Below are 25552 nucleotides of genomic sequence, written 5' to 3'. Positions count from 1 at the left end.
GCTTTCGGCAGGAACGTAGCAGCGGGGTTCCGGGGTGGGAAGAAGTCGCGCAGGAATCCGGGCAGACTTTTTCCCGGATGGGGACAAAGGAGGGGTATCGCGGGAAGAACGGAGGAAGGGAGGAGAAGAGGAAGAGAGGAGAGGAGGCGGGGCGTCAGCGGATCTCGACCAGGCGGGCCGAGACCACCACGTTGCCCTCGTAGCCGGTCGCCCGTGTGAAGGTGCCGCCGCAGGTGATGAGCCGCAGCTCGGGGAGGCCGGAGTCGCCGTAGACCCGTTCGGCGGGGAAGCCCTCCTTGGGGACGACCTCGACCCCGTACACGGCGAAGACCGCGGTCCGTCCGTCACGGCGGACGACTTCCACCCGGTGGCCCTTGCCGAGGGCGCCGAGGTCGTAGAAGACGGCACGGCCGCGCGGGGTGTCGACATGGCCGACGACGACGGCGGTGCCGCGCTCGCCGGGGGTGACCGCGCCGGTGAACCAGCCCGCGAGGTGGTCGTCCTCGGGGGGCGGGGCCTCGATCCAGCCGTCCGCGTCGAGGCCGACCTCCGTGAGGGGCGCGTCGACCCGGACCGCCGGGACGCGGACCCGTACGGGCGGCGAGGCGGGCAGCGGATCCGGTACGGAGTCGGTGACCGGCCCCGTACCGGCCGCCCGGGTGCCGTCGGGGGCGGCCACGGCGAGGGGCTGCGGGGGCCCTTCGGCGCGGAGCTCCTCCGCGCCGCCGCGCACGAGATGCACGCCGACCAGGAGGACGACGACTATGACGCCCCAGGCGCCGCGCGTCCCTGTGCCACCCGGCCCTGTGCCACCCGTCCCCGTTCCGTTCGACCCCGTTCCGTTCGACCCCTGCACGGCCGCGCTCCTCCGTCTCCGCGTGGGTGTGTGGGCGCCCCTCCGCCCCGGTCCTCGTCACACCGGGGTGGAGGGGCAGTCTCGGCCCCCCTGGTCCGGCTGTCGTCAGGCGTTGCCGTCGGCGCCGCGGCGTCGGGTCAGGACGACGGCGGCGCCGAGCGCTCCGGCGATCAGCACGACGCCGGTGACGAGTTCGGTGGCGCCGAGCCCTTCGTCGGCGGAACCGGCCTCGGAGCCGAAGCCGGCCTTCACGCCCTTGTGGGCGCCGGGGGACGTGTCGGGACCCGTGACGTTCCCCGGGTCGTGGCCCGGGCCGGTCGGCGGGGCGATCGTGAGGTTCGTGGTGCCGCGCTCGCCCTTGCAGTCGAAGGTGATCTCGTAGCGGGCGCCCGCCTTGGCGTCGACGTCGACGGTGGCGCTGCCGCTCCGGCCCTCGCTCAGGGTCACCGTGTCGAAGACACCGGAGGTGACGGTCACGGACGGCACTTCGCAGCCGTCGGAGGTGAGGGTGACGGTGCCGCCGGGGGCGACCGTCGCGGGGGTGACGGAGAACCCGAACGACGTGATGTTCGGTTCGTTCTCTTCCGCGAGCGCCGCCAGGGCCGGCGGCGCCGCCGCGAGCCCCAGGGCCGCGGCGGAGAGCAGGGCGGCGGAAGCGATACGTATCGCGCGCATGACGGTCCTCCCGATCACGCGAGGGTGCGGGGGCGAAACGATTCCGCGCCCGTCGACTGGACGACCCTCACCGCGATCGAAGCTAGGTGCGCCCCCGGCGCGCCGCCACCGGGCTCCGCCGAACGGGGCACGGCCGGCCGGCCTGAGCGCCGAAGCCCGCACCCCACCGCCCTTCGGCCCCGTCCCTCGTCCGTCCCGCCTACGGAATCCGGATGACCTGCCCCGCGTACGAGAGGTTGCCGCCGAAACCGAAGAGCAGGACCGGGGCGCCGGAGGGCAGTTCGCCCCGCTCGACGAGCTTGGCCAGGGCCAGCGGGATCGAGGCGGCGGAGGTGTTGCCGGAGTCGACGACGTCGCGGGCGACGATCGCGTTGACGGCGCCGATCTTCGCCGCGAGCGGTTCGATGATCCGCAGGTTGGCCTGGTGCAGCACCACGCCCGCGAGCTCCTCGGGCGCGATGCCGGACCGCTCGCAGGTCTTCCGGGCGAGTGCGGGCAGCTGCTGGGTGGCCCAGCGGTAGACGGACTGGCCCTCCTGGGCGAAGCGCGGCGGGGTGCCCTCGATCCGGACGGCGTGGCCCATCTCCGGGACCGATCCCCACAGGACCGGGCCGATGCCCGGGGCGTCGGCCGGATCGGCGTCGTCCACGGCCTCGACGATCGCGGCGCCCGCGCCGTCGCCGACGAGGACGCACGTGGTGCGGTCCGTCCAGTCGCACACCTCGGTCATCTTGTCGGCGCCGATCACGAGGACCCGGCGGGCGCCCCCGGCCCGTACGGCGTGGTCGGCGGTGGCCAGGGCGTGCGTGAAGCCGGCGCAGACCACGTTCAGGTCCATGGTCGCGGGCGAGGGCATGCCGAGGCGGTTGGCGACGCGGGCGGCCGTGTTGGGCGAGCGGTCGATCGCGGTGGAGGTGGCGACGAGGACGAGGTCGATGTCGTCCGGGGTGAGCCCGGCGGCGGCCAGGGCCTTGCCCGCGGCGTGGGCGGCGAGCTCGTCGACGGGCTCGTCCGGCCCGGCGACGTGCCGGGTGCGGATGCCGACCCGGCTGGTGATCCACGCGTCGTCGGTGTCGACCAATTTCGCGAGGTCGTGGTTGGTGAGCACCTTGGCAGGCTGGTAGTGCCCGAGCGCGGCAATGCGAGTGCCCGTCATACCGGGACCCCCTCGGTGGTTCGTTCGTCCGGCAGGACCCCCCAGTCTTGCCAGCGACTCATGGGTAACAGGTGACGTAAACCACCAACATTCCCCCGTACCGCTTGGCCGACCATGACAAGGGCCCTCGGTGGGGTACGGGCCCCCGGTGACGGAGAATGGCCCCGTCAGGGCCGTTTCCGGCGCGTTTTCGCGGCTCCACGGCCTTTCACACGAGAGAAACGAGTGCGATCACGATGGGACGGGTCACCGAGCGGCGGCGTGTCATGCGGATCCGCGGCGGGGCGGTGAACACGCGGCCCGACACCCTGGTGGCCGAGGAGCCGCTGGAGATCCGGCTGAACGGCAAGCCGATCGCGATCACCATGCGTACCCCGGGGGACGACTTCGCGCTCGCGGCGGGCTTCCTCGTCAGCGAGGGTGTTCTCGCCGCCGCGTCGGACGTGCGGAACATCGTGTACTGCGCCGGGGCCACGGACGACGGCCGGAACACGTACAACGTGGTGGACGTGCGGCTGGCGCCGGGTGTGGTCGTCCCCGACATCAGTCTGGAGCGGAACGTCTACACGACGTCGTCGTGCGGGCTGTGCGGGAAGTCCAGCCTGGACGCGGTGCGCACCACGGCGCGTTTCCCGATCGCCGACACTCCCCCCGTACGGCTCGCGCCCGCCCTGCTGTCCGTGCTGCCGGAGCGGCTGCGGGCGGCGCAGCGGGTCTTCGACTCGACCGGCGGGCTGCACGCGGCGGCACTGTTCGCGGAGGACGGCGAGCTGCTCGACGTGAAGGAGGACGTGGGCCGGCACAACGCCGTGGACAAGCTGGTGGGGCGGGCGCTGCGGGAGGGGCTGCTGCCGCTGGAGCGGGCGGTGCTGCTGGTGTCGGGGCGGGCTTCGTTCGAGCTGGCGCAGAAGGCGGTGATGGCGGGGATTCCGGTGCTCGCCGCCGTCTCCGCGCCGTCGTCGCTCGCCGTGGACCTGGCGGCCGAGACGGGTCTGACGCTGGTCGGCTTCCTGCGCGGGCCTGACATGAACGTGTACGCGGGCGAGCACCGGATCGCCGTGTAGCGACCGCGGTCAGTTCTTCGGCGGGTCGATCATCTGGAGGGTGAGGGTGGCCGGGGGCTTAGCGATGCCGGGGCCGCCGGCCGCCGTCCAGGCGAGGATGTCGTCGAGGCAGTCCTCGTCGAGGGTGAAGCCGATCCAGGCGGCCCGGCCGCCGCGTCGGCGGCCCTCGGTGGAGGGCTGGACGACGACGATATTGGCCTGGGCGCAGGGGCCGAGGCAGTCGCTCGTACGGACGGCCAGGCGGCCGCCGGAGGCCGCGGCGGCCTCGCGGAGCCGGGCGAGCTGGGCGTCGTGGTCGGTGCCGGGGTTCTTGCGGGCGTCGCCGCAGCAGCAGCCCCGGCAGACGACGAGGGAGCAGGGGCGGGCCCCGTACCGTATCGGGACGGGTGTCACTCGCGGCCGTCCAGGGTGATCGCCGAGACGGGTGCGACGGTGCCGAGGCGGGGGAAGTCGAGCTCGACGGAGGCCCGGTGCTCGTCGGCGGTGAGGGCGGTCATGGCGTCCTCGGCGAAGACGAGGTCGTAGCCGAGGTCGCAGGCGGCGCGGGCGGTGGACTCGACGCCGAGGTTCGTGGCGATGCCGCCGAGGACGAGGGTGGTGGCGCCGGATCCCGTGAGCAGTTCGTGGAGTCCGGTGTCGTGGAATCCGCCGATCGTGCGCTTGATCACGACGTGGTCGTCGTCCTCGACGAGGTCCGGGACGAGCTCGCTGCCGGGCGGCTGGGTGGCGACGTTCGGCCGCTCGACGCGGATGTGGACGACGGGTGCTCCGGCGGCCCGGAAGGTGTCGGCGAGCCGGGCCGCGGCGGCGAGGACGTCCGTGCCGGGGCGGGGGGCGAGGGGCAGCGCGACGATGCGCTCCATCAGGTCGACGAGGACGAGCGCGGTGCGGCCGGGATCGAGTGAGGGCATGGGAGCACCGTAGCGGCCCGGATGATCATCGTGGGGCGGGTGGGGGTGTGATCCGGCCGATGGGTGCGGGGCGCCGGGTGGAGGCGGCCGGGACCGGCTCCTCCGGGTCGTGGGAGCGGCGCTTGGCGATGACCGCGCAGACCATCAGCTGCATCTGGTGGAAGAGCATCAGCGGGAGTACGGCGAGCGAGGCGTGCGCGCCGAAGAGGACGCTGGCCATCGGCAGTCCGGCGGCGAGGCTCTTCTTCGAGCCGGCGAACTGGATGGTGACGCGGTCGGCCCGGTCGAAGCCGAGGCGCTTCGCTCCGTACCAGGTCAGTGCCAGCATCACGGCGAGCAGGACGGCCTCGACGGCGAGGAGCAGGCCGAGGCGCGCCGGGGTCACCAGGTGCCAGACGCCGGCGACCATGCCCTGGCTGAAGGCGGTGTAGACGACGAGGAGGATCGAGCCCCGGTCGACGTGTCCGAGGGTCTTCTTGTGGCGGACGAGGAAACCGCCCGCCCGTCGCCCGCCACCACCCTGTTCGACGCGCTGCGCGCGGCCCCTGCCGTTCCACCAGCGGCGCAGGAGCTGTCCGGCCAGGAAGGGCGCGAGGAGCTGGAGCACGATCGTGAGGAGGGAGTCGGCGGAGAGGCCGACCGTGCTGCCGCCGAGGAGGAGGGCCGCGAGGAGCGGGGTCAGGACGATGCCGGCGAGGGAGGAGAAGGAGCCCGCGCAGATCGCGGCGGGGACGTTGCCGCGGGCGATCGAGGTGAAGGTGATGGAGGACTGGATGGTGGAGGGCACGAGGCAGAGGAAGAGCAGCCCGCCGGCGAGCTGGGGGGTGAGCACGGTGGGTACGAGGCCTCGTGCGGCGAGTCCGAGGAGCGGGAAGAGCAGGAAGGTGCTGCCGAGGACGGTGAGGTGGAGCCGCCAGTGCCGGAGGCCGTCGAGCGCCTCGCGGGTGGAGAGGCGGGCGCCGTAGAGGAGGAAGAGCAGCGCCACGGCCCCGGTCGAGGCGCCTTCCGCGATGGTGGCGGCGGTCCCGGACGCGGGCAGGAGCGCGGCGAGGCCGACGGTGCCGAGCAGCGCCAGGGTGTACGCGTCGACGGGGAGCCACGACGGCAGGCGCGGGATGCGGAGGGGCGTGCGGCGGTTCATGGGGCTTCAGATCTGTGGAGTGCGGGTGGGCTTCCATCCTGGTCCGGAGGGCGGTGATCGGGAATCCCGTACAGTGCTCTGACTGTCATCGCGGTTCATGATGAGTACGGTCGTTCCATGTACGAACCGACGCAGCTCCGCACGTTCCTCGCCGTGGCCCAGACGCTGAGCTTCACGCAGGCCGCGCGTCGGCTCGGCGTGCGGCAGTCGACGGTCAGCCAGCACGTTCGGCGTCTGGAGGAGGCGACGGGGCGTCCTCTCTTCTCGCGGGACACGCACAGCGTGGAGCTGACGGAGGACGGCGAGGCGATGCTCGGTTTCGCGCGGGCGATCCTCCAGGCGCACGAGCGGGCGGCGGCCTACTTCGGGGGGACGCGGCTGCGGGGGCGGCTGCGTTTCGGGGCGTCGGAGGACTTCGTGACGACCCGGCTGCCGGAGATCCTGGAGTCCTTCCGGCGCGAGCATCCCGAGGTCGACCTGGAGCTGACGGTCGAGTTGTCGGGGACGCTCCAGGCGCGGCTGGCGGCCGGCCGGCTGGATCTGATCCTGGCGAAGCGGCGTGGCGAGGAGGGCGAGGAGAGCGAGGGGCGGCTCGTGTGGCAGGACTCCCTGGTCTGGATCGGGGCGCCGGGGCTGCGGGTCGAGCCGGACCGGCCGGTGCCGCTCATCCTGTTCCCGCCGCCGGGGATCACGCGGGCGCGGGCGCTGGAGGCGTTGCAGGCGCAGGGCCGGGCGTGGCGGATCGCGTGTACGAGTTCCAGCCTGAGTGCGAACGTCGCGGCGGCCCGGGCGGGGCTCGGGGTGATGGCGCACACGCGGGGCCTGGTGCCGGAGGGACTCGTCCCGGTACCGGCCCGCGCGGGGCTTCCGGAGCTGGGCGAGGTCGGGTTCGTCCTGCTCCGGGGGCGGCGGGGCGGGGCGGCGCAGGAGGCGGCGGACGCGCTGGCGGAGGCGATCCTGGCGGGCGGCGACCGTCTGCACCGGCCGCGCTGAGCGGGGCTCTCGGTGAGCCCCCGTGCGCAGGGGGTACAGATTCCGTGGAGATTCGCGCCGGGCGGGCGTACCGGGCGGTCTGCAACGAACCCGCCGCACCCGTGACTTGACTCTCCTACCCGCCCTGACCTGGAGGAACACGGAATGTCCCGGCTTGGTGAAGGCCCTCCCGCCGGGCAGGCGGGTGGGGTACCGTCACCCGCGCCGTACGGAGCGCGACAGCGGTCCCTTTCAGCCACCGAGCCACCGGTCCGCGGAGCCGTCGAGCCGACGAGCCGACGAGCCGTCGAGGGAGGAGCAGGCCAGTGCGCGAGTTCACCGTGCCGCCCGTCGCGGCGGCGCCTCAGGTCGGCGGCCTGGCGGACGCCGTGTTCGACCACGCCCTCGCCGACCCGGACCGGGTCGCGCTCGGCCGCAAGGGCCGGGACGGCGAGTGGCGGGACGTGACGGCCGCGCGGTTCCGGGACGAGGTCCTCGGGCTCGCCAAGGGGCTGATCGCGCAGGGTGTGCGGTTCGGCGACCGGGTCGCGATCATGTCCCGTACGCGCTACGAGTGGACGCTGTTCGACTTCGCGCTGTGGACGCTGGGCGCGCAGCCCGTGCCGGTCTATCCGACGTCCTCCGCCGAGCAGGTCTTCTGGATGCTGCACGACGCCGAGGTCACGGCGTGCGTGGTGGAGCACGAGGACCACGCGATGACGATCGGGTCGGTGATCGACCGGCTTCCCCGGCTCCAGCGTCTGTGGCAGCTGGACTCGGGGGCGGGGGCCGTGGCCGAGCTGACGGCGGCCGGCGCGGAGATCGACGAGGACGTCGTGCAGCGGCACCGGCGGGCGGTGACGCCCGAGTCGGTGGCCACGGTCATCTACACCTCGGGAACGACGGGCCGCCCGAAGGGCTGTGTGATCACCCACGCCAATTTCATGTTCGAGTCGGACATGCTGACCGGCCGCTGGGACCCGGTCTTCCGGTCCCGGCCCGGGGAGCAGGCGTCGACCCTGCTGTTCCTGCCGCTGGCGCACGTCTTCGGGCGGATGGTGGAGGTGGCGGCGGTCCGGGCCGGGGTGAAGCTCGGGCACCAGCCCGTGATGGCGGCTACGGAACTGTTGCCGGATCTGGCGGCGTTCCGGCCGAGTTTCGTCCTCGCCGTGCCGTACGTCTTCGAGAAGGTCTTCCACGCGGCCCGGCGCAAGGCGGAGAGCGAGGGGCGCGCGGCGCCCTTCGACAAGGCCGTGGAGGTGGCGGTCGCGTACGCGGAGGCGCTGGAGCAGAGGGCGTTCGGCACGGGCCCGGGGCCGTCGGCCGCGCTGCGCGTGCAGCACCAGTTCTTCGAGAAGACGGTGTACGGGAAGATCCGGGCGGCGCTCGGCGGGCGGATGCGGCACGCGATGTCGGGCGGTTCGGCGATGGCCCGCCGGCAGGGCCTGTTCTTCGCGGGCGCCGGGATCACGGTCTTCGAGGGGTACGGGCTGACCGAGTCGTCGGCGGCCGCCACCGCGAACCCGCCGGAGCGGACCCGGTACGGCACGGTGGGGCAGCCGGTCCCGGGGACGACGGTGCACATCGCGGAGGACGGGGAGGTGTGGCTGCACGGCGGGCAGGTCTTCTCCGGCTACCTCAACGATCCGCGGTCGACGTCGGCCGTCCTCAACGACGGCTGGCTCGCCACCGGCGACCTGGGCTCGCTCGACGAGGACGGCTATCTGACGATCACCGGGCGGAAGAAGGAGATCCTGGTGACCTCGGGCGGCAAGAGCGTCGCGCCGACGGGGCTGGAGGAGCGGGTGCGGGCCCATCCGCTGATCGCCCAGTGCATCGTCGTCGGCAACGACCGGCCGTACATCGCGGCGCTGGTGACGATCGATCAGGAGGCGGTGGAGCACTGGCTGGCGATGCAGGGTCGGGCGCCGCTCTCGCCGGCCGAGCTGGTGCGCGATCCGTCTCTGGAGACGGAGATCCGGCGGGGCGTGGTGGCGGCCAACACGCTGGTCTCACAGGCGGAGTCGATCCGTACGTTCCGGATCCTGGCGCATCCGTTCAGCGAGGAGCACGGGCTGCTGACCCCGTCGCTGAAGCTGAAGCGGAAGGCGATCGAGCGGGCGTACGCGGCGGAGGTCGAAGCGCTGTACGGGTGACCGGAGCGAAGGTCGAGAGTTTCTGACACCCCATCAATTGACGTTGCGTCAGTTATTGACGGTTCATCAGCTCGGTCACAGAATGCGGTCACCCGACGGAGGGACGACCGACCGTGTTGCGACCGACCCGCACCCTGCGACCGATCCGCACCCTCGCCGCCGCAGCAGCGGCCCTGCTCCTCGCGACAGCCTGCAACTCGGCCTCGACCGGAGGAACTTCGGAAAGGCCCGGCTCCCCCGGCGGCTCCGCACGCGGTGTCACCGCCGACGCGATCAAGGTCGGCGGCATCGTCTCCATGACCACGGCGAGCGGCTACTCGAAGAAGGACACCGATCTCGGCGCCAAGGCGCGCTACGACCGGGCCAACGCCGAGGGCGGGGTCAACGGGCGCAGGATCGACTACCTGGGCGCCGAGGACGACGGCCAGGACCCTGCCAGGAACCTGGCGGCGGCCCGCAAGCTCGTCCAGCAGGACAAGGTCTTCGCCGTCTCCCCCATGAGCTCGGTCACCTTCGCCGGAGCCGACTTCCTCGACGGCCAGAAGGTGCCCACCATCGGCTGGGGCACGCTCCCCTCGTTCTGCGGTCCGAAGTACCTCTACGGGTTCAACGGCTGCCTCGTCCCGACCCCGGGCGGCACCCTCAACCAGACCTGGCCGGAGGGGCTCGCCACCGTCCTCGGCGGCGCGCGGGGCAAGTCCGTCGCGCTGATCGCCGGCGACAACGACGCGGGAAAATTCGGCATCCGTACCTTCACCCAGGGCTTCAAGGCGGCCGGCTTCCAGGTCGCGTACGCCAAGGCCGCGGTGCCCGCGACCTCCCTGCCCAGCGACTGGTCGGCGTACACGAAGGAGATCCTCCGCTCGGGTCCGGGCGGCGGCGCGCCCGACGCCGTCGTCTCCGTGATGCAGACCCCGTACAACATCGGCCTGTTCACCGCCCTCAAGCGGTCCGGCTACAAGGGCGTCATCTCCGACCCGACCGACTACGACCCCGGGCTGCTCGCGAAGGACGCGACGCGTCAGGCGCTCGACGGGGTCCATGTGCTGCTGCAGTTCCAGCCGTTCGAGGCGGAGAGCCCCGCGATGACGCAGTTCAAGGCGGACATCAGGAAGGCCGCGGGCGGGAAGGCCGTACCGCTCAACATGCACATGATGACGGGGTACATGTCGGCCGACCTCTTCCTGTCCATCGCCGCGAAGGCGGGCAAGGACCTGACCGTCGAGTCCTTCCAGCGGGCGGCGGCCGGCTTCTCCGACACGGGCACGCTCGTCGGCGACCGGGCCGAGCCCAAGGGGCAGCAGGAGAGCTTCGGCTGCGGTGCGCTGGTCCGGCTGAAGAACGGACGCTACGAGGTGGCGGTGCCGTTCAGGTGCTACCCGCCGATCCCCTTCGGATGAGGGCGCCGCACCGTGGGTGACCTGCTGGGCTTCGTGCTGAGCGGGCTGGTCTCGGGCGCGCTGTACGCGCTGCTCGCGACCGGGCTCGTGCTGTCGTACTCCGCCTCCGGACTCTTCAACTTCGCGCACGGCGCCACCGCCTACCTCTGCGCGCTCGCCTTCTACGAGCTCCACTCCGGCTTCGGCTGGCCCGCCGTGCCGACGGCGCTCCTGCTCGTGTGCGTCGTCGCGCCCGCGCTCGGCTGGGGCCTGGACCGGCTGATGTTCCGCAAGCTGGCCCGGGTCGGCGAGACGGCGCAGATCGTGGCCACGATCGGCCTGCTGGTCGCGCTGCCCGCGGCCGGGCTGTGGGCGGTCGAGCTCCTGGAGCGGGCCGGTGCCCCGGTCCAGCCCGCCGAGAACCAGTTCGGGCTGCCCGGTGTCGGCCCGAGCCCCGCCGTGTCCTGGCAGCCCCTCGACGGCGTCGGCGTCGACTCCGACCAGCTGATCACCTGGGTCGCGACGGCACTCGTGGCGGCCGGTCTGTGGGTGCTGATGCGGCACACCCGGCTCGGGCTCCGGCTGCGGGCCGCCGTGGACAACCGCTCGCTGACGGAGCTGCGGGGCATCAGCGCGGACCGGCTGTCCTCGATCGCGTGGATGCTGTCGTCGGGCCTCGCGGGCCTCGCCGGGGTCCTCGCGACCCCGCTCCTCGGCCTCTCCGCCCACGACTACACGCTGTTCCTGTTCGTCTCGGCGACCGCGGCGGTGCTCGGCCGCTTCCTCTCCGTGCCGCTCGCGTTCGCGGGCGGACTCGGACTCGGGGTGCTCCAGAACCTGGTGGCGGGGTACGCGTCGTTCGCCGAGGACATCACCGGATTCCGTACGGCGGTGCCGTTCCTGATCCTCTTCGGCGGCCTCGTCGTCCTGGCGCGGCGCGGGCGGGCGGCGGGCACGGCCGCCGCGGATCCGCCGCCGGTCGACTATCTCGCCGGGAAGCGCTGGGGCCGCAGATGGGGCGTGTGGGTCGTCGCGGGCGTCCTCCTCGCCACCGCCTTCTACACGGTCACCACGCCGTTCTGGTCCGGGATCCTCGCGCAGGGCCTCGCGATCGGGCTCGTCTTCATGTCGTTCACGGTGGTCACGGGCCTCGGTGCGATGGTGTCGCTCGCCCAGGCGACGTTCGTGACGGGCGCGGCGCTGGTGGCGGGGCTGCTGATGAGCCACGGCTGGCCGTTCGCGGCCGCGGCGGCGGTCGGCACGGCCTCGGCGGCGCTGCTCGGCGCGGTGGTCGCGCTGCCCGCGCTGCGGCTCGGCGGCCGGTCGCTGGCGCTCGCCACCCTGGCCCTCGCGTTCCTGGCGGACCAGGTGCTGTTCCAGGTGGGGTGGTTGCGCAACGGGGACTCGGGGTGGGAGATCCCGCGCCCCGTCCTCGGCCCGGTGGACCTCGCCGACGACCGCGCGCTCGGGGTCGCGCTGGTCCTGCTGTCCGGGGCGGTCGTGTGCCTACTGACCTGGCTGCGCGGCTCCCGGTGGGGCCGGGCCGTGCTCGCGGTCCGGTCGGCGCCGGAGGCCGCCGCTGCCTCCGGGGTGTCGGTCGTCCACACGAAGCTCCTGGTCTTCACGGTGTCGGCGGGCCTCGCGGGCTTCGGGGGCGTGCTGTACGCCTCGTACAACACGCGGATCACGGCGACGGACTTCACGGCGATGACGGGTCTGGTGTGGCTGGCCGTGGTGGTCGCGGCGGGGGTGCGGCGCCCGCAGTTCGCGGTGGTGGCGGGGCTGGCCTTCGCGGTGGTCCCGCATCTGATGGCGACGTACGTGACGGAGTCCGCGCACCTGCCGGTGATCCTGTTCGGTCTGGCGGGTCTGGCCCTCGCCAACGATCCGGACGGGTACTGCGCGGCGCTGCCCTCGCGGCGGGCGGCCCGGGCGGCCGCGCGGGGGTCGGGAGTGCGGGGGTCGAGAGTGCGGGTGATGTCGGTGCCGGGGATGTCGGTGCGGGGGAACGCGCCGGTGCCGGTGCCCGTGCGGGGGTCGGCGTCGGCGCCTGACACGGCTCCCGCCGGAACCCCGGATCCCGCCGGAACCCCGATCGTCCGCCCGCGGAACGAGGCGGGACCGGAGCCCGACTCCGGGGTGCCCACGCTCGTGCCCGTGCCCGCGCTCGCGTTGCGCGGCGTGCGGGCCGGGTACGGGGGCGCGGCGGTGGTGCACGGGGTCGATCTGGAGGTCCGCGGCGGGGAGGTGCTCGTGCTGCTCGGGCCCAACGGGGCGGGGAAGTCGACCCTGTGCCGGGTGGCCGCCGGCCTGCTCCGGCCGTCCGCCGGGACCCTCCACGTGGGGGGCCGGGACGCCACCGGGGACGACACCGTCCAGCGGGCCCGGCGCGGGGTACGGCTCGCGCCCGAGGGGCGGGGAGTCTTCGCCGGACTCTCCATCGAGGAGAACCTGGCCCTGCAACTGCCCACGCCCGAGGACCGCGACGCCGTGTACGCGCGCTTTCCCGCGCTCGCGGGCCGCCGCTCCGTCGCCGCCGGCTCCCTCTCCGGCGGCGAACAGCAGCTCCTCGCGCTCGCCCCGCTCCTCCAGCGCCCACCCGCGGTCCTCGTCGCCGACGAACCCTCCCTCGGACTCGCGCCGCGCGTCGTGGACGAGGTCTTCCGCCTCCTCACCGAACTGCGGGCGAGCGGCACGGCGCTGCTCCTCGTCGAGGAGAAGGCGGCCGAGGTGCTCGGAATCGCCGACACCGTCGCGTACCTCTCACAGGGCGAGATCGCCTGGTCCGGGCCGCGGTCCGAGGTGGACACGGACCGGCTCGCCGAGGCCTATCTGGGGACGGGAGTCCGCCGATGACACGTGCGATGCTCCACGCCGCCGGGGTCGACGTCCGCTTCGGCGGCGTCCACGCCCTGCGTGACGTGACGATCTCCGTACGCCCGGGAGAGATCTGCGGCCTCATCGGGCCGAACGGCGCCGGAAAGACCACGCTGTTCGACGTCCTGTCCGGGATCCGGCGGCCCGACGGCGGAAGCATCACGTTCGCGGACGAGGACATCACCCGCCGCTCCCCCGTGTGGCGGGCCCGCCACGGCATCCGCCGGACCTTCCAGCGGCAGCAGCTCTTCGGGCAGCTGACGGTGACCGACAACCTGGTGGTGGCCCAGGACTGGCGGGGCGGGCTGCGGCCGGGGGCGCGCCGCCACCGCGAGCGGGCCGCCGCCGTGCTCCGTGAGTGCGGGCTCGACGCGCTCACGGACGCGTACGCCGGCGCGCTGCCGGTCGGGCAGGCCCGCATGGTCGAGCTCGCCCGGGCCCTCGCCGACCCGCCTCGGGTGCTCCTCCTCGACGAACCGGCCTCCGGGACGACCGCCGACGAGCGCCGCCGACTCGCCGCCGTCGTCCGCCACATGGCCGAGGAGGAGAACTGCGCGGTGCTGCTCGTCGAGCACAACGTGCCCTTCGTGATGGAGCTGTGCTCGCGCGTCGTGGTCCTGGACCTCGGCCGGGTCCTGGCCGAGGGGACGGCCGCCGGGGTACGGGCCGACCCGGCCGTACGGGAGGCGTATCTCGGCACGTCTCCGGGCGCCGCGGAATGCGAGGAGGACTGAGATCGTTGTACGGGGGATTGCCCCCGACGACGTAAGGACCGAGCGCACGTGAGCACGGACAACAAGGTCCCTTCCCGCACCCTGAACAACGGTGTGCCGATGCCGCAGCTGGGCTTCGGCGTGTGGCAGGTGCCGGACGACGAGGCCGCGACGGCCGTGGCCACCGCCCTGGAGGCCGGCTACCGCTCGATCGACACGGCCGCGATCTACCAGAACGAGCGCGGCACCGGGCAGGCCGTGGCCGCCTCGGGGATCCCGCGCGAGGAGCTGTTCGTCACCACCAAGGTGTGGAACGGCGACCAGGGTTACGACGCGACGATGCGCGCCTTCGACGCCTCGCTCGACAAGCTGGGCCTCGACCACGTCGACCTGTACCTGATCCACTGGCCGCTGCCGTCGAAGGACGCGTACGTCGACACGTACCGCGCGCTCGAGAAGATCCACGCGGACGGGCGGGCGCGGGCGATCGGCGTCTCGAACTTCCTTCCCGAGCACCTGGAGCGGCTCATCGGCGAGACGTCCGTGGTGCCGGCCGTCAACCAGATCGAGCTCCACCCGCAGCTCCAGCAGTCGGCCTCGCGCGAGGCGCACGCCCGGCACGGGATCGCGACGGAGGCGTGGTCGCCGCTCGGCCAGGGCAAGGGGCTCCTGGAGGTTCCGGCGATCGTGGCGATCGCGCGGAAGCACGAGCGGACGCCGGCCCAGGTGGTGCTGCGCTGGCACGTCCAGCTGGGGAACGTGGTGATCCCGAAGTCGGTGACCCCGTCGCGCATCCGCGAGAACATCGACGTCTTCGACTTCGCGCTCGACCCGGAGGACCTGGCGGCGATCGCCGCCCTCGACGAGAACCGCCGCATCGGGCCGGACCCGGCCGAATTCCACGTCGGTGCGTGAGCGGGCGGTGCGTGAGAGGTCGGTGCGTGAGAGGTCGGTCGTCGAGGCAGGGGGACATACGGTGAAGGGTGCCCCGGGGCCCGTCGAGGAGGGCCTCTACCGGGTACGGAACGTGGCGAGCGGGCTCCTGCTGGAGGTACCCGAGGGGTCGGGCCGCAGCGGCGCGAAGATGGCGCAGGGGCCCGAGAGCGGAACCCCCGGGCAGCACTGGCACATCGCGCCCGTGCCGAACGGCGGCGGCCTCTACCACCTGGTCAACGCGGCCAGCGGCAAGCGGCTCGACGTCATGAACGCGTCCACGGAGAACGGCGCGCTGATCCAGCAGTGGAAGCCGAACAACTTCGGCGCGCAGGAGTGGATCATCGAGCAGGACCTCCAGTCGCCGGGCACGGTGGCTCTCGTGAGCTTCGTCAGCGGGCTGTTCCTTGAGGTCGCTGACGACTCGCGGGAGGCCGGCGCGTCCGTACGCCAGTGGGAGGACACCGACTCCCCCTCCCAGTGGTGGCGGCTGGAGCCGGTGTCCTGACGTCGCACCCCGGCCGTCAGCCCTTGCGGGCGGTGTGGACGGTCCGGGCCGTGAGGTGGAAGACGTCCGTGCGGTGGTGCAGGGACCTCTCGTCGGCCGGGTCGAGGAGCCGGTCGAGCGTCTTGCGGTCGTCCGCGTCGAGCCGGTCGCCGAAGCCCTCGCGCAGCCGCTCGTAGTGCGAGACGGCCAGCTCCCGCACGACCGGGGGGACGGGCGCGGGGACGTCCGTGAGGAAGGTGCGGGTGCCGGCGGGGGTGAGGCCGGCGGAGGCGAGGAGCGCCCGCCAGTCGTCCGGCTCGTCGACGGAGCCGGGCAGTCCGGCGCGCATCTCGCCGAACGAGTCGGCGTGGGCGGCGTCGAGGCGTGCTTCGAGGCCCGGTCGGCCGATGCCGATGTGCCACGGCAGGTGGCGGGTGGGCAGGCCGCCCTCGACGAGCGCGATCAGGCCGCCGGGGCGCAGGATGCCGGCGAACTCCGCGAGCGCGGCCCGCTGGTCGCCGATGTGGTGCAGGGAGTTGCCCGCCCAGACGAGGTCGGCCTCGCCGAGGGTGCCGATGGCCTCGGGCAGTTCGGCGTGGAGGGTCGAGACCCGGGCGCCGAGACCACGGGCGTCGGCGCGGTCGCGGGCCCGTACGAGGAGTTCGGGGGTGCCGTCGACGGCGACGGTCTCGGCGGCCGGGAAGGCCTCCGCGAGCAGGCCGGTGACGACGCCGGGACCGCTGCCGATGTCGAGGACGCGCCGGACGCCGTAGACCGGGGCGAGGGTGCCGAGCCAGGCGGCGGCCTCGGCGTAGGCGGAGCTCGCGATCTCGGCCTGCCGCTCCAGGTGCGAAGCCAGCTGGTTCCAGTCCAGCGGGGTGCCGCCGTGGTGGTGGCCGGGCCCGTGGTCGTGGTCGTGGTTCGGACCGGCGTCGTGCTTCTGGCCGTGGTCGTGGTGCTGCCCGTGGTCGTGGCCGGGGTGGGATGCGCGGTGCTGACTCATGGTTCCAGGGTGCGGCGGGGCGGCGGAATGCGCGAGAAATGTTGCCGGTCCGGCAAAGCACACAGCACCGATCCGCCGCGCGCTCCGCTCAGCTCCGTGCGCGGTGCTCCTGCGGGCTGAGGCCGCGTACCCGTTTGAAGGCGGCGCTCAGGGCGAACGCGCCGCTGTAGCCGACCTGCCGGGCGACCGCCTCGACGGTGGTGTCCGTCTCACGCAGCAGATCGGCGGCGAGCGCGATCCGCCAGCCCGTGAGGTACGCCATCGGGGTCTCGCCGACGAGCTCGGCGAAGCGGCGGGCGAGCGCGGCCCGGGACACGCCCGCCTTGGCCGCGAGCGAGGCGACGGTCCAGGGGTGGGCGGGGTCGTCCTGGAGCAGCCGCAGCGCGCGGCCGACCACCGGATCGCCCATCGCCCGGTACCAGGCGGGCGCCTGGGCTCCGGGACGGGAGAACCAGGCGCGGACGCCGGCGATGAGCATCAGGTCGAGGACCCGGTCGAGGACGGCGCTCTGGCCGGGTTCGTCGCGGGCGATCTCCTCGCCGAGGAAGGGCATGAGCGGGCAGTTCCACGCGTCGGCGGGCAGGTGCAGCAGCCCCGGCAGGGCGTCCAGCAGCCGGCGGCCGACCTCGCCGTCCATCCGGTAGGTGCCGATGAGGACCGTGTTGCCGCCGGAGGGGGCGTTGCCCCAGGTGCGGACGCCGAGCCGCATGGTCTCGGCGAGCGGCTCCCCGGCGAGGGTGGTGCAGGCGCCGTCCGGGCCGATCACGGCGCGGGGCGGGGCGTCGGGGGCGTCGCCGACGGTGTACGGCTCGGGGCCGCGGGCCATGGCGATGTCGCCGGGCTTCAGCAGGACGGGTTCGCCGGTGTCGGGGACGATCCAGGCCTCGCCCTCGGTGACGCACATCAGGCAGATCGCCGCGCCGTCCTCGATGCGCACGGACCACGGCGGCTCCATGATCATGCGGAGGAGGAAGGCGCCCCTGGCGCGGGGCCCGTCGAGGAGTCCGGCGAGTGCGTCCATGGTCGGCAAGCCTAGGGGGTGTCCTGTCGATCACGCCGCGAGCCCGGCCTGGTCGGCGACAGACCCCCTAGGGGCGCACATGAGACGCAGGCGTAGGGGTGTGAGACTGCGGAGCATGGGCGGCGGGGGCCGTGGGCGGGAGTCTTGAGCCATGACGACGCACACGAACACGACGAGCGACCTGAACTCCGCGAACGACACGAACGACACGCGGCGGACGATCCTGGTGACGAGCGCCACCGGCAAGACCGGGCGGCGCGTGGCCGAGCGGCTCGCGGCGCGCGACGTGGCGGTCCGCGCCGGGTCCCGTACCGGATCGACCCCCTTCGACTGGGAGGCCCCGGAGACCTGGGGTCCGGCGCTGCGGGGCGCGGACGCCGCGTACGTGGCCTACTACCCGGACCTCGCCGCCCCCGGCGCGGTCGAGGCGATGCGGGAATTCGGACGCCTCGCCCGGGACAACGGCGTACGGCGGCTGACCGTGCTGTCCGGGCGCGGCGAGCCCGAGGCGGTCGCGGCGGAGGAGGCCTTGCGGACGGCGGCCTCCGGGGTCGAACTGACCGTCGTGCGGGCCTCCTTCTTCTCGCAGAACTTCTCCGAGGGGCTGCTCGCGGAAGGGGTCGCGGAGGGGACGGTGGTCTTCCCCGCGGGTGACACGCTCGAACCGTTCATCGACGCGGACGACCTGGCGGACGTGGTCGTCGAGACCCTGACGACGGACGGGCACGCGGGGCGGGTGCACGAGGTGACGGGGCCGCGGCCGGTGTCCTTCACGGAGGTCGCCGCGGAGATCGCGCGCGTCTCGGGTCGCCCGGTGGTCTACGAGGCGATGCCGGAGGCCGAGTACGCCGGACTCCTCACGGGGTTCGGCCTCCCGGCGCCGGAGGCCGAGTGGCTCGCGGCCCTGTTCGCGACGCTCCTCGACGGCCACAACGCCTCGGCGACGGACGGGGTGAAGCGGGTCCTGGGGCGCGAGCCCCGCTCGTTCGCCGCGTTCGCGGCGGATACCTGGGGCGGCCCGGTGGCCTGAGGGGTGCGGGGCCGCGGACCGACGAAGATCGCCGGCCTTCACTGACAGAAGGTGTCAGTGAAGGCCTCGTACAGTCCGGCCATGACTTTCACCGAGCAGCAGGACGAGCAGGAGAAGCACCGGGGTTTCGACTTCCTCGACGGGAAGTGGAACGTCCGCAACCGATGGCTCGGGGACTTCCTCGACCCGGAGAGCGGCTGGGAGGAGTTCGACGGGCACACGACGGGACGGCTGTTCTGGGACGGCCGCGCGCACGCCGACGAGATCGTGTTCCCGTCGAAGGGGTTCAGCGGTCTGACGCTGCGGCTGTACGAGCCGGAGACCGGTGAGTGGACGCTGAACTGGTCCAACAGCGCCACGGGGAGGCTCGATCCGCCGGTCAGGGGCCGCTTCGCGGAGGACGGTACGGGCACCTTCCACGGGACGGACACGTATGCGGGTCGCCCGGTCCGGGTGCGGTTCCACTGGTCGGGGATCGGCGCGGACGCGGCCCGCTGGGAGCAGGCCTTCGCGCCGGCGGACGGCGAAGGCGGGGACCCCGGCGACGGACCCGCGTGGGTGACGAACTGGGTGATGGACTTCAGCCGCGCCTGACGAAGCGGGCCAGCCGGTAGCGAGGGTCGTCACGGGGGCGGTCCTGGTCCGGGAGGGCCGTGAGGGCGGCGGCGAGCGCGTCGACGGACGCGGTGTCGCCGTCGAACCAGGAGGCGAAGTAGCCGCTGCGCAGCTTCCGTACGGTGTCGCGCGGGGTCCTGCCCTGTCCGTGGCCGGCGAAGTCGGTGCCGGGGGCGGGGTCGAGGCCGTGGGCGGCGGCGTGCCGGGTGATCAGGTCCGAGCGGTCGGTGGCGCCGGACTCCGAGCGGTGGGGGCGGAGGACCTCGTCGATGTCGCTGTCGACGTCGTGGGCGGCGTCCTTGTCGACGGTGGCGATCAGGACACCGCCGGGGCGCAGGACGCGGGCGGCTTCGGCGACGATCTCCGGTGCGAAGGGGACGAGGTGCAGCAGCCAGACGGCGGAGACCGCGTCCAGGGAGGCGTCGGGTAGCGGCAGCTGCCGGGCGTCGGCGCGGACGGTCCGTCCCGGCAGGCGCCCGGTGGCCGTCCGCAGCATCGCGTGGGCGGCGTCGGCCCCGTACACGCGCAGCCCGGTCCCGGTGAGGCGCTCGGTGACGAGGCCGGTGCCGCAGGCGAGGTCGAGGAGCGTACGCGCCCCGGGCGGCACGAGGCGCAGCACGGCCTCGGCCGCGGCCTCGGCGCGGGGCACACCTCCGCGGGTCCGGTCGTAGTGCGCCGCCTCGGCCTCGTAGTCGAGCATGGTGTCCGCCATGCCGGTGATCATATGGTCGGAAGAGAGGGGGCCGGCGGGTCAGTTGGCGCCGTGGCCCGGGGCGATTCCCTCCACTCGTTCGGCGAGCCGGAAGTCCTTCTCGGTGACGGTCCCGCCGGCGTCGTGGGTGTTCACGGACAGGGCCACGGTGTTGTAGCCGAGGGTCAGGTCGGAGTGGTGGTCGAGCTCCTGCTGGATCTGGGCCACGTGCACGACGAGGGCGGTCGCGGCGAAGTGGTCGCCGAGCCGGTAGGTGCGGTGGAGACGGTCGCTCTCGACGGACCACCCGGGGAGCTCCCGCAGTCGGTCCTCGATCTCCTTCTGCGACAGCGGCTGTGTGGGCACGGTGGTGCTCCCTCCGATGGGGTGGTGCGCGGTGCGGGACGGGGTCCCCCGGGGAAGCTACCCGGGTCCCCCTCTGGGATACCGTCTGGCCATGACAACTGTCGTGAGCGACACGGGGGTAGGGCCGCTGTTGCGCGGATGGCGTGAGCAGCGGCGGCTGAGTCAGCTGGAGCTCGCGCTGCGTGCCGATTCCTCGGCGCGGCACATCTCCTTCGTGGAGACGGGCCGTTCCCGGCCGAGCGAGGAGATGATCCTCAGGCTCGCCGAGCACCTGGACGTGCCGGTGCGGGAGCGGAACGCGCTGCTGCTGGCCGCCGGTTACGCCCCCCGGTACACGGAGTCGCCGCTCGGCGCCCCGCACCTGGAGGTGCTGCGGGAGGGCATCGAGCGGCTGTTGCAGGGGTACGAGCCGTATCCGGCGTTCGTGGTGGACGGCTCGTACACGGTGGTGGCGGCCAATCGGGGCATCGGGCTGCTGCTCGGCGGGCTGCCGGAGCATCTGCTGGCCCCGCCGCTGAACGCGATGCGACTCACCCTCCACCCGGAGGGCCTCGCGCCGCGGATCCGGAACCTGCGGGAGTGGCGGGGGCATCTGCTGGCGCAGATGGAGCGGCAGATCGCCCTGGCCCGGTCGGAGGCCCTGCGCGCGCTGTACGAGGAGGTGGCGGCGTATCCGCTGCCGCCGGGCGCGGAGGAGGAGAGCGTGCCCGACGCGGAGCCGTATCCGTACATCGCGCTGCCGATGCGGATCGAGCACGACGGGCGGATCCTGTCGTTCGTGTCGTCGATCTCGACGTTCAACACGCCGATGGACGTGACCGTCGCCGAGCTGGCCATCGAGACGCTGCTGCCGGCCGACGCGGAGACGGTCGCGTACCTCCAGTCCCTGGCGGCGGCGGTCAGCGAGTAGCCGGGACGGCTCGCAGGGCGGTCCACTGGAGCAGGGCGAACCCGGCGACGGTGGCGGCCTGCATCGGCGTCCACAGCAGCCCCGCGGTGGTCGGCTCCAGCCAGGCGAAGAGCGCGACGACGCTCAGGACGGCCCAGAGGGCGTTGAGGTCGACGACGAGCTTGACGCCGAGGGCGGGGGGCTGCGGGCGGCTCGCGAGCCAGGCGACGCCGGCGGCGTACGCGGTGAGGAGGACGCCGAGTTCGAGCAGCAGGGCCGCGTCGATGCCGAGGAGCTCGCCGAGGGGGCCGGAGGCCGTCAGGTAGGCGAGCCCGTTGGCCCCGGTGACCAGGGCGTCGAGGGCGAGGAACCGGCGCAGCGCGGTCTGCGGCCGGGCGGTGCGGGCAAGTCCGGTGAACAGGGCCTGGGACATGGCGGATCACCCTCCATGGGGGACGTCGGGGCTGGTGGTGGGTCCGGAGCCCGAGCGGAGTGCGCCGCCCGGGTTCCGGTGTTCACGAGCATGCCGCGCGGCCCGGGAGCGGTCGATTACCCGCGAGGTAATGCCGGACTCCGGACAGCCGTGTCGTCGTGCCCGTGACGTGAGCGGTCCCGGCGGGATGGTCGTGCTCGCGCCGCGCTGGTGGTGCCGGTGCTGCTTCGCGTGGCTGGGGAGTGTCGTACGGGCCGACTCCGGTGGGGTGTTCGCCATGCTGCGTCGTGTCGGCGGCGGTCCAGTCGGGTGACGGCTGGACCGCCGCCCGGCCGTCGACGGCGCCGGACCCGCACCGGTGGCCGTGCGGGGCGTCGACGCCGTAGGCGACGGTCATGTCGACGGCGGTCTGCCAGAAGGCGACGAAGGGGAACCAGCCGATCTCCGGCCCGGGCCGGACGCGGGTTCGGCGGACCGATCGGGGCTGGTGTTCCGGTCGGTCGAGGTCATGGGATCAGCCTCGTACGTCCGCACATCGTATGTCCGCGGGGCCCGCGTCGGCCCGCGCCCGCGCCCGGCTCGGATCCGGTCGTTCAGCGGGTGGGGTACTCCCGGGGGGCGGGCGGCTGCTCGGTCACCTGGGCGGGCCGCGCCGGTTCGGCGGGCTCGGCGGCGCGGCGGTCGGCGCGCTGGGCTCGGGAGGCCTCGGCGCGCAGCAGGGCCTGGAGGACGGCGTACGGGTCGACGGGCATGGCGGAACTCCTCGCGGGGGGGGGGATGGCTGGGCGGACTGCCGGGAGGTCCGGGCCTGTCAGCAGCGCATCACCACGCGCCGGAGCGCGTCGCCACGCGGGGCGGGTACGGGAGCGGGGGCGGTGGTACGGGAGCGGCGGCGGGCAGGACGGGGGCCGCTGCGCGGCGGGACGGGCCGGACGCGCGTGCGCCGCCGCCTGGCCCGGCCGGGAAGCCCCGCCTCCGCGGCTGCCGGGTCGAACGTCTCGCCGCCCGGGTCGGAGGCCGGGGCGGCGGCAGTGGCGCGGAGCTCGGCGCCACCGGGGAGGGCGTTGGCCGCGCCCGTGCCGAACAGGGCGGTGAGGATCAGGAAGAGCGCGACCCACCGGGATCCGCCCGGCGCGAGGCGCGTCCGGCGGCCCGCCGGGGTGGCGGGCGTCGCGGTCGGCTCGGGCACGGGGCTCACGGAGATGCGTCCTGCCCCGCGCGGGTCCGCACGCGGCGCTCCGGGGCCGAGATCCGCCCGGGCGGCCTACGCCCGGGGCCCCGGATTCACCGCACCGGCGGTCAGGGCGCCCACGTCAGGGGTTCTTGTCCCGCACGACCGGATCATCAACCGGATGACGTGATTCCGACGCGCCGATCGACGGCGAGATCTCCCGCGACCGCACCGGCCCCAGCGGCACCTGCGGGCCCGCCGACTCGCGCAGCCAGCGTCGCAGCACCCGGTGGACCCGCTCCGCGCCGACCAGTTCCTCCCCCGCGCCGACCGGCGCCGTCAGCTCCGGCGGCGACAGCAGGAAGGGGTGGGACTGCTCGCCGCCGAGCCCGCCGTGCGAGCCGATCTGCTCCTCGAAGGCGTGCACGGTGCCGGTCGCCGGGTCGTACATCGAGTTGACCATGATGTCCGCGACGTGCGGAAAGCCGTCCGTACGGCGCACGGCGTCCGCCGCGCCCCGCCCGAAGACCGCCAGCGGCCCGTCGTCGGCGAGCTCGGCGACGGGCACCTCCACGCCGTCGCGGGCGAGGACGAGCGAGCCGTGCTCGGCACTCGCCACGAGCACGAAGCCGACGCCCGGATGGTGGGCGAGGGTCCGCAGCAGCGCCGGGTGGCGCCGCTCGATCTCCTCGCGGGTCATCCGGTGCGGCACGTCGGGGAAGGAGATCAGGCCGAGGTTGCCCGAGGCGAGGACCACCGGCTCGGAGAGCTTGGCGGGCAGCTCCTTCGCCGCCTCGCCGGTCTCGTCGAGCGGCCGGTGCAGGGCGCTGCGCAGCGCGTCCCTGGCCGCGTCGCGCGCCTCCGAACCACTGCGGGTGCGCCGCACGCGGCGCGGCACCGGCAGCCCGCACCCGGCCCGTACGAGCTCCTTGAGCGAGAGGCCGTACGCCGACTCGAAGGTCTCGCCCGGGCTCTGCCCGTGGTCGGAGAGGAGCACGATCCGGTACGGCCTCGGGGCGTGCTCGGCGACGGTCGCGATCAGCGCGATCGCGCGGTCGAGGCTGCGCAGGACCTGGTCGGTGTCCCGGCCGTGCGGGCCGGAGTGGTGGGCCACCTCGTCGTACGCGACGAGGTCGGCGTAGACCGCGGTCCGCCCGGCCAGCATGTCCCCCATCACGGCGGAGACCACCACGTCCCGCTCGACGACCGTCGCGAAGGCGCGGACGAAGGGGTACGTGCCGCCGCGCGAGACCCTCGGCGTCTCGCGGCGCAGCAGCGCCCGGGTCGACTGGGACATCTCGCGGACGCACTCGGTGACGAGCGAGCCGGCGGTGCGGACGGCGTTGGCCGGGTCGGAGAAGTACGCGAAGTAGCCGGCCCGGGAGCGGTTGCGCCTGCCGCGCCGGGCGGCCATCGACAGGACCAGGGCGAGCTGGTCGGCGCCGCCGCTGAAGAGGTTGCCGCGGGAGGCGCCGTCGAAGGTGAGCAGCCCGCCGTCCCCGGTGCGGCGCACGGCCCGCCGCTGGAGTTCCACGGCGCTCGCGGGCCGGTTCGACACCATGAGCCGGCCGGTGTCCTTCTCGTACCAGCGGAAGGCGGGCACGTCCTCGTTGGAGCCGTGCAGGATGCCGAGCTGGCTGGCGCCGGTCTGGCTGGACCAGTCGGTCCGCCAGGGGGTGAGCCGGTGGCCGGCGTCGAGCCAGTCGGCGACGGTCGGCATGAGCCCGTCGGCAACGGCGGCGCGCAGCACGTGGTGGCCGACGCCGTCGAGCTGGAGGAAGACGGTGCCGGGGGCGGCCTCCGGCGAGTCCTCGGGGTCGCGGGGCCGGGTGCGGCCGGTGAGCCGGTAGAGGCGGCGCCGGTAGGCGTCGTCGTCGCGGACGGCGAGGGCCGTGGCGGTGGCGGAGGCGACGGCGGACATGACGGCGGCGACCACGACGGCGGTCTCGGGGTCGGCGGCGCCGCGCCCGTCGGGGGTCAGCCAGAGCGCGACGAGCAGCAGCGAGCCGTTGAGGAAGAACACCAGCAGGCCGAGGACGAGCGCCGGGACGAGGAGGAGGGCGCGGACGATCACCGGCCACACGAGCGCGCCGAGCAGACCGAAGACGCCCGCGGCGGTGGCGGCGGTGACGGCCGTCCTCGTCAGGCTGTCGCCGTCCACGGACTGGAGTTCGAAGTCGGGGAGCAGTCCGGCGAGGGCGAGCATGGTGAGGGTGGACACCGCCCAGACGACGATCATCCGCATCACCGCGCGGCCCGTTATCCGCCAGCGGCCGGCGCCACCCCATCGCCCGTCTCCCACGCCCGATTCACCTTTCGCCCGTTTCCTGCCCCAAGCGTGGCACAACGCCCACGGTCAAGACGGGAAACGGGTGACGGCGGACGGCCCGGGTGTGTCAGGTCGCGCGCTCGCGCGACGCGTGGTGCGGGCGGGTCAGGAGCCGTCGTCAGGGGTGGCGCGTCGGCGGCCGACGCACCCGGCCGCCGTGGGTCAGGAGCCGTCGTAGCCGGCGGTGGGCATCGAGAGCCGCCGGTGCACGCCGGCCTTGGCCGCCGTGTCGTACGCCGGTTCGTCGAGGCCGACGGTCTCGACCCGTACCCCGCGGCGCTCGCACTCGGCGCGGAAGCCGGACACCGACGTCAAGGCCCGGGCGAGGACCCGCTCGTTGGCGGCGACGAAGAGGTCCACCTCGCCCGCCTCCACGTCCTGCCACAGGGCCGCGTGGTCGGGACGGATGCCGTAGAACAGGAGTTGGCGGACGAGCGCGTACCCCTTGTCGACGACCCAGCGGGCGCACTGCTCGTGCTGGCCGCGGGTGTCCACCAGGAAGGGGTCGCTGTCCAGCTCTTCGAGCGGGGTGAGGCTGGCGATCGCCGCCACCCGAACGTCGTCCATGGACCGACCCTACTGGGGAACGGCACGGCCGAACATCCTCCGGAGCACGCTCCGGACATTTACCCTCGTTACGGAGGTACGGAACGGTCGCGGACATCGGGGCGCGGCGGCCGGAGC

The 25552-nt window shown here is 73.7% G+C and carries 27 protein-coding genes; 11 read left to right on the top strand and 16 right to left on the bottom strand.

Going from position 1 to position 25552, the window contains the following annotated elements:
- Window positions 1–154: 154 nt before the first annotated feature.
- The 3 genes from ACFWWU_RS21770 to ACFWWU_RS21760 all read right to left on the bottom strand — a co-directional run bounded on the left by ACFWWU_RS21770 (window position 155) and on the right by ACFWWU_RS21760 (window position 2687).
- Window positions 155–856 (bottom strand): class F sortase, encoded by a 702-nt coding sequence (locus tag ACFWWU_RS21770; protein WP_384147462.1) that lies wholly within the window; start codon window positions 854–856, stop codon window positions 155–157.
- Window positions 857–961: 105 nt separating this feature from the next.
- The gene (locus tag ACFWWU_RS21765; RefSeq protein ID WP_384147461.1) at window positions 962–1531 is read right to left on the bottom strand and encodes a hypothetical protein; all 570 of its coding nucleotides are present in this window, start codon (window positions 1529–1531) and stop codon (window positions 962–964) included.
- 199 nt (window positions 1532–1730) lie between these two features.
- Window positions 1731–2687: a beta-ketoacyl-ACP synthase III gene (locus ACFWWU_RS21760; RefSeq protein ID WP_384147460.1), complete on the bottom strand. Its 957-nt coding sequence runs from the start codon at window positions 2685–2687 to the stop codon at window positions 1731–1733.
- Window positions 2688–2923: 236 nt separating this feature from the next.
- Between ACFWWU_RS21760 and fdhD the strand changes: the two genes are divergently transcribed.
- A complete protein-coding gene (fdhD, locus tag ACFWWU_RS21755; protein ID WP_384147459.1) occupies window positions 2924–3751 on the top strand; it encodes a formate dehydrogenase accessory sulfurtransferase FdhD in 828 nt (275 codons plus the stop codon).
- A gap of 9 nt (window positions 3752–3760) precedes the next feature.
- Here fdhD and ACFWWU_RS21750 read toward each other — a convergent pair whose 3' ends face one another.
- The 3 genes from ACFWWU_RS21750 to ACFWWU_RS21740 are packed head-to-tail and all read right to left on the bottom strand — an operon-like array spanning window position 3761 to window position 5803.
- A complete protein-coding gene (locus tag ACFWWU_RS21750) occupies window positions 3761–4144 on the bottom strand; it encodes a hypothetical protein (protein WP_056647137.1) in 384 nt (127 codons plus the stop codon).
- Window positions 4141–4662 carry an isochorismatase family protein gene (locus ACFWWU_RS21745; protein WP_384147458.1) on the bottom strand — a complete coding sequence of 174 codons (522 nt, stop codon included), beginning with the start codon at window positions 4660–4662 and terminating at the stop codon, window positions 4141–4143. The genes ACFWWU_RS21750 and ACFWWU_RS21745 overlap by 4 nt, the downstream gene beginning before the upstream one ends.
- Before the next feature lie 25 nt (window positions 4663–4687).
- Window positions 4688–5803, bottom strand: coding sequence for a bile acid:sodium symporter family protein (locus tag ACFWWU_RS21740; RefSeq protein ID WP_384147457.1), 1116 nt, complete (start codon window positions 5801–5803; stop codon window positions 4688–4690).
- A 117-nt stretch (window positions 5804–5920) separates the two neighbouring features.
- On the opposite strand from ACFWWU_RS21740, the gene ACFWWU_RS21735 reads away from it, so the two are divergent.
- The 7 genes from ACFWWU_RS21735 (at window position 5921) to ACFWWU_RS21705 (ending at window position 15341) form a co-directional block, all read left to right on the top strand.
- Window positions 5921–6796 (top strand): LysR substrate-binding domain-containing protein, encoded by an 876-nt coding sequence (locus ACFWWU_RS21735; protein WP_384147456.1) that lies wholly within the window; start codon window positions 5921–5923, stop codon window positions 6794–6796.
- Between the two features lie 305 nt (window positions 6797–7101).
- A complete protein-coding gene (locus ACFWWU_RS21730; protein ID WP_384147455.1) occupies window positions 7102–8931 on the top strand; it encodes an AMP-dependent synthetase/ligase in 1830 nt (609 codons plus the stop codon).
- A 113-nt stretch (window positions 8932–9044) separates the two neighbouring features.
- On the top strand, window positions 9045–10331 hold the full coding sequence (locus ACFWWU_RS21725; protein WP_384147454.1) for an ABC transporter substrate-binding protein: 1287 nt from the start codon (window positions 9045–9047) through the stop codon (window positions 10329–10331).
- 12 nt (window positions 10332–10343) lie between these two features.
- Window positions 10344–13166 carry an ATP-binding cassette domain-containing protein gene (locus tag ACFWWU_RS21720; protein WP_384147453.1) on the top strand — a complete coding sequence of 941 codons (2823 nt, stop codon included), beginning with the start codon at window positions 10344–10346 and terminating at the stop codon, window positions 13164–13166.
- Window positions 13163–13921, top strand: a complete 759-nt coding sequence (locus tag ACFWWU_RS21715) for an ABC transporter ATP-binding protein (RefSeq protein WP_384147452.1) — start codon at window positions 13163–13165, stop codon at window positions 13919–13921. The genes ACFWWU_RS21720 and ACFWWU_RS21715 overlap by 4 nt, the downstream gene beginning before the upstream one ends.
- 99 nt (window positions 13922–14020) lie before the next feature.
- Window positions 14021–14815, top strand: a complete 795-nt coding sequence (locus ACFWWU_RS21710) for an aldo/keto reductase (protein WP_384147483.1) — start codon at window positions 14021–14023, stop codon at window positions 14813–14815.
- A gap of 61 nt (window positions 14816–14876) precedes the next feature.
- Complete coding sequence (locus ACFWWU_RS21705; protein ID WP_384147451.1) at window positions 14877–15341, top strand: RICIN domain-containing protein; 465 nt, start codon at window positions 14877–14879, stop codon at window positions 15339–15341.
- A gap of 16 nt (window positions 15342–15357) precedes the next feature.
- On the opposite strand, the gene ACFWWU_RS21700 is transcribed toward ACFWWU_RS21705, so the two are convergent.
- Together ACFWWU_RS21700 and ACFWWU_RS21695 are read right to left on the bottom strand one after the other, a co-directional pair.
- Window positions 15358–16323: a class I SAM-dependent methyltransferase gene (locus ACFWWU_RS21700; RefSeq protein WP_384147450.1), complete on the bottom strand. Its 966-nt coding sequence runs from the start codon at window positions 16321–16323 to the stop codon at window positions 15358–15360.
- Window positions 16324–16411: 88 nt separating this feature from the next.
- The gene (locus ACFWWU_RS21695) at window positions 16412–17344 is read right to left on the bottom strand and encodes a cupin domain-containing protein (protein ID WP_384147449.1); all 933 of its coding nucleotides are present in this window, start codon (window positions 17342–17344) and stop codon (window positions 16412–16414) included.
- Between the two features lie 151 nt (window positions 17345–17495).
- Here ACFWWU_RS21695 and ACFWWU_RS21690 point away from each other — a divergent pair, with 151 nt between their 5' ends.
- On the top strand, window positions 17496–18374 hold the full coding sequence (locus ACFWWU_RS21690; protein ID WP_384147448.1) for an NmrA family transcriptional regulator: 879 nt from the start codon (window positions 17496–17498) through the stop codon (window positions 18372–18374).
- Window positions 18375–18455: 81 nt separating this feature from the next.
- Window positions 18456–18968, top strand: coding sequence for a hypothetical protein (locus ACFWWU_RS21685; RefSeq protein WP_384147447.1), 513 nt, complete (start codon window positions 18456–18458; stop codon window positions 18966–18968).
- Here the strand turns inward: ACFWWU_RS21685 and ACFWWU_RS21680 are convergent.
- Both ACFWWU_RS21680 and ACFWWU_RS21675 read right to left on the bottom strand, forming a co-directional pair.
- Entirely contained in the window at window positions 18955–19689 is a 735-nt protein-coding gene (locus ACFWWU_RS21680) for a class I SAM-dependent methyltransferase (protein ID WP_384147482.1), read from the bottom strand. The two genes, ACFWWU_RS21685 and ACFWWU_RS21680, sit on opposite strands and share 14 nt — an antisense overlap.
- 51 nt (window positions 19690–19740) lie before the next feature.
- Window positions 19741–20046: a 4a-hydroxytetrahydrobiopterin dehydratase gene (locus ACFWWU_RS21675; RefSeq protein WP_384147446.1), complete on the bottom strand. Its 306-nt coding sequence runs from the start codon at window positions 20044–20046 to the stop codon at window positions 19741–19743.
- A 91-nt stretch (window positions 20047–20137) separates the two neighbouring features.
- Between ACFWWU_RS21675 and ACFWWU_RS21670 the strand changes: the two genes are divergently transcribed.
- Window positions 20138–20956, top strand: a complete 819-nt coding sequence (locus ACFWWU_RS21670; RefSeq protein WP_384147445.1) for a helix-turn-helix domain-containing protein — start codon at window positions 20138–20140, stop codon at window positions 20954–20956.
- Here ACFWWU_RS21670 and ACFWWU_RS21665 read toward each other — a convergent pair.
- From ACFWWU_RS21665 to ACFWWU_RS21640, 6 genes are all read right to left on the bottom strand, one after another.
- Window positions 20946–21368: a hypothetical protein gene (locus ACFWWU_RS21665; RefSeq protein WP_384147444.1), complete on the bottom strand. Its 423-nt coding sequence runs from the start codon at window positions 21366–21368 to the stop codon at window positions 20946–20948. The genes ACFWWU_RS21670 and ACFWWU_RS21665 overlap by 11 nt on opposite strands.
- An 82-nt stretch (window positions 21369–21450) precedes the next feature.
- On the bottom strand, window positions 21451–21765 hold the full coding sequence (locus ACFWWU_RS21660; protein WP_384147443.1) for a hypothetical protein: 315 nt from the start codon (window positions 21763–21765) through the stop codon (window positions 21451–21453).
- 196 nt (window positions 21766–21961) lie between these two features.
- The gene (locus ACFWWU_RS21655) at window positions 21962–22120 is read right to left on the bottom strand and encodes a hypothetical protein (RefSeq protein ID WP_384147442.1); all 159 of its coding nucleotides are present in this window, start codon (window positions 22118–22120) and stop codon (window positions 21962–21964) included.
- Between the two features lie 59 nt (window positions 22121–22179).
- On the bottom strand, window positions 22180–22566 hold the full coding sequence (locus ACFWWU_RS21650; RefSeq protein ID WP_384147441.1) for a hypothetical protein: 387 nt from the start codon (window positions 22564–22566) through the stop codon (window positions 22180–22182).
- 115 nt (window positions 22567–22681) lie between these two features.
- Entirely contained in the window at window positions 22682–24784 is a 2103-nt protein-coding gene (locus tag ACFWWU_RS21645) for a phage holin family protein (protein ID WP_384147481.1), read from the bottom strand.
- A gap of 246 nt (window positions 24785–25030) precedes the next feature.
- Complete coding sequence (locus tag ACFWWU_RS21640) at window positions 25031–25435, bottom strand: recombinase family protein (protein ID WP_384147440.1); 405 nt, start codon at window positions 25433–25435, stop codon at window positions 25031–25033.
- Window positions 25436–25552 lie beyond the last annotated feature (117 nt).

It is taken from the genome of Streptomyces sp. NPDC058650 (assembly GCF_042717315.1).
GTDB lineage: Bacteria > Actinomycetota > Actinomycetes > Streptomycetales > Streptomycetaceae > Streptomyces.
The sequence above is the reverse complement of the archived record's forward strand: the minus strand, read 5'-3'. Positions and strand labels throughout refer to the sequence as shown.

Coding starts and splice junctions, on each gene's coding strand:
- ACFWWU_RS21760 (WP_384147460.1), bottom strand. CDS start 2,687: ATGACGGGCACTCGCATTGCCGCGCTCGGGCACTACCAGCCTGCCAAG.
- ACFWWU_RS21655 (WP_384147442.1), bottom strand. CDS start 22,120: ATGCCCGTCGACCCGTACGCCGTCCTCCAGGCCCTGCTGCGCGCCGAG.
- ACFWWU_RS21690 (WP_384147448.1), top strand. CDS start 17,496: ATGACGACGCACACGAACACGACGAGCGACCTGAACTCCGCGAACGAC.
- ACFWWU_RS21700 (WP_384147450.1), bottom strand. CDS start 16,323: ATGAGTCAGCACCGCGCATCCCACCCCGGCCACGACCACGGGCAGCAC.
- ACFWWU_RS21745 (WP_384147458.1), bottom strand. CDS start 4,662: ATGCCCTCACTCGATCCCGGCCGCACCGCGCTCGTCCTCGTCGACCTG.
- ACFWWU_RS21660 (WP_384147443.1), bottom strand. CDS start 21,765: ATGACCGTCGCCTACGGCGTCGACGCCCCGCACGGCCACCGGTGCGGG.
- ACFWWU_RS21640 (WP_384147440.1), bottom strand. CDS start 25,435: ATGGACGACGTTCGGGTGGCGGCGATCGCCAGCCTCACCCCGCTCGAA.
- ACFWWU_RS21680 (WP_384147482.1), bottom strand. CDS start 19,689: ATGCTCGACTACGAGGCCGAGGCGGCGCACTACGACCGGACCCGCGGA.
- ACFWWU_RS21670 (WP_384147445.1), top strand. CDS start 20,138: ATGACAACTGTCGTGAGCGACACGGGGGTAGGGCCGCTGTTGCGCGGA.
- ACFWWU_RS21665 (WP_384147444.1), bottom strand. CDS start 21,368: ATGTCCCAGGCCCTGTTCACCGGACTTGCCCGCACCGCCCGGCCGCAG.
- ACFWWU_RS21765 (WP_384147461.1), bottom strand. CDS start 1,531: ATGCGCGCGATACGTATCGCTTCCGCCGCCCTGCTCTCCGCCGCGGCC.
- ACFWWU_RS21710 (WP_384147483.1), top strand. CDS start 14,021: ATGCCGCAGCTGGGCTTCGGCGTGTGGCAGGTGCCGGACGACGAGGCC.
- ACFWWU_RS21735 (WP_384147456.1), top strand. CDS start 5,921: ATGTACGAACCGACGCAGCTCCGCACGTTCCTCGCCGTGGCCCAGACG.
- ACFWWU_RS21715 (WP_384147452.1), top strand. CDS start 13,163: ATGACACGTGCGATGCTCCACGCCGCCGGGGTCGACGTCCGCTTCGGC.
- ACFWWU_RS21695 (WP_384147449.1), bottom strand. CDS start 17,344: ATGGACGCACTCGCCGGACTCCTCGACGGGCCCCGCGCCAGGGGCGCC.
- ACFWWU_RS21645 (WP_384147481.1), bottom strand. CDS start 24,784: ATGCGGATGATCGTCGTCTGGGCGGTGTCCACCCTCACCATGCTCGCC.
- fdhD (WP_384147459.1), top strand. CDS start 2,924: ATGGGACGGGTCACCGAGCGGCGGCGTGTCATGCGGATCCGCGGCGGG.
- ACFWWU_RS21685 (WP_384147447.1), top strand. CDS start 18,456: ATGACTTTCACCGAGCAGCAGGACGAGCAGGAGAAGCACCGGGGTTTC.
- ACFWWU_RS21740 (WP_384147457.1), bottom strand. CDS start 5,803: ATGAACCGCCGCACGCCCCTCCGCATCCCGCGCCTGCCGTCGTGGCTC.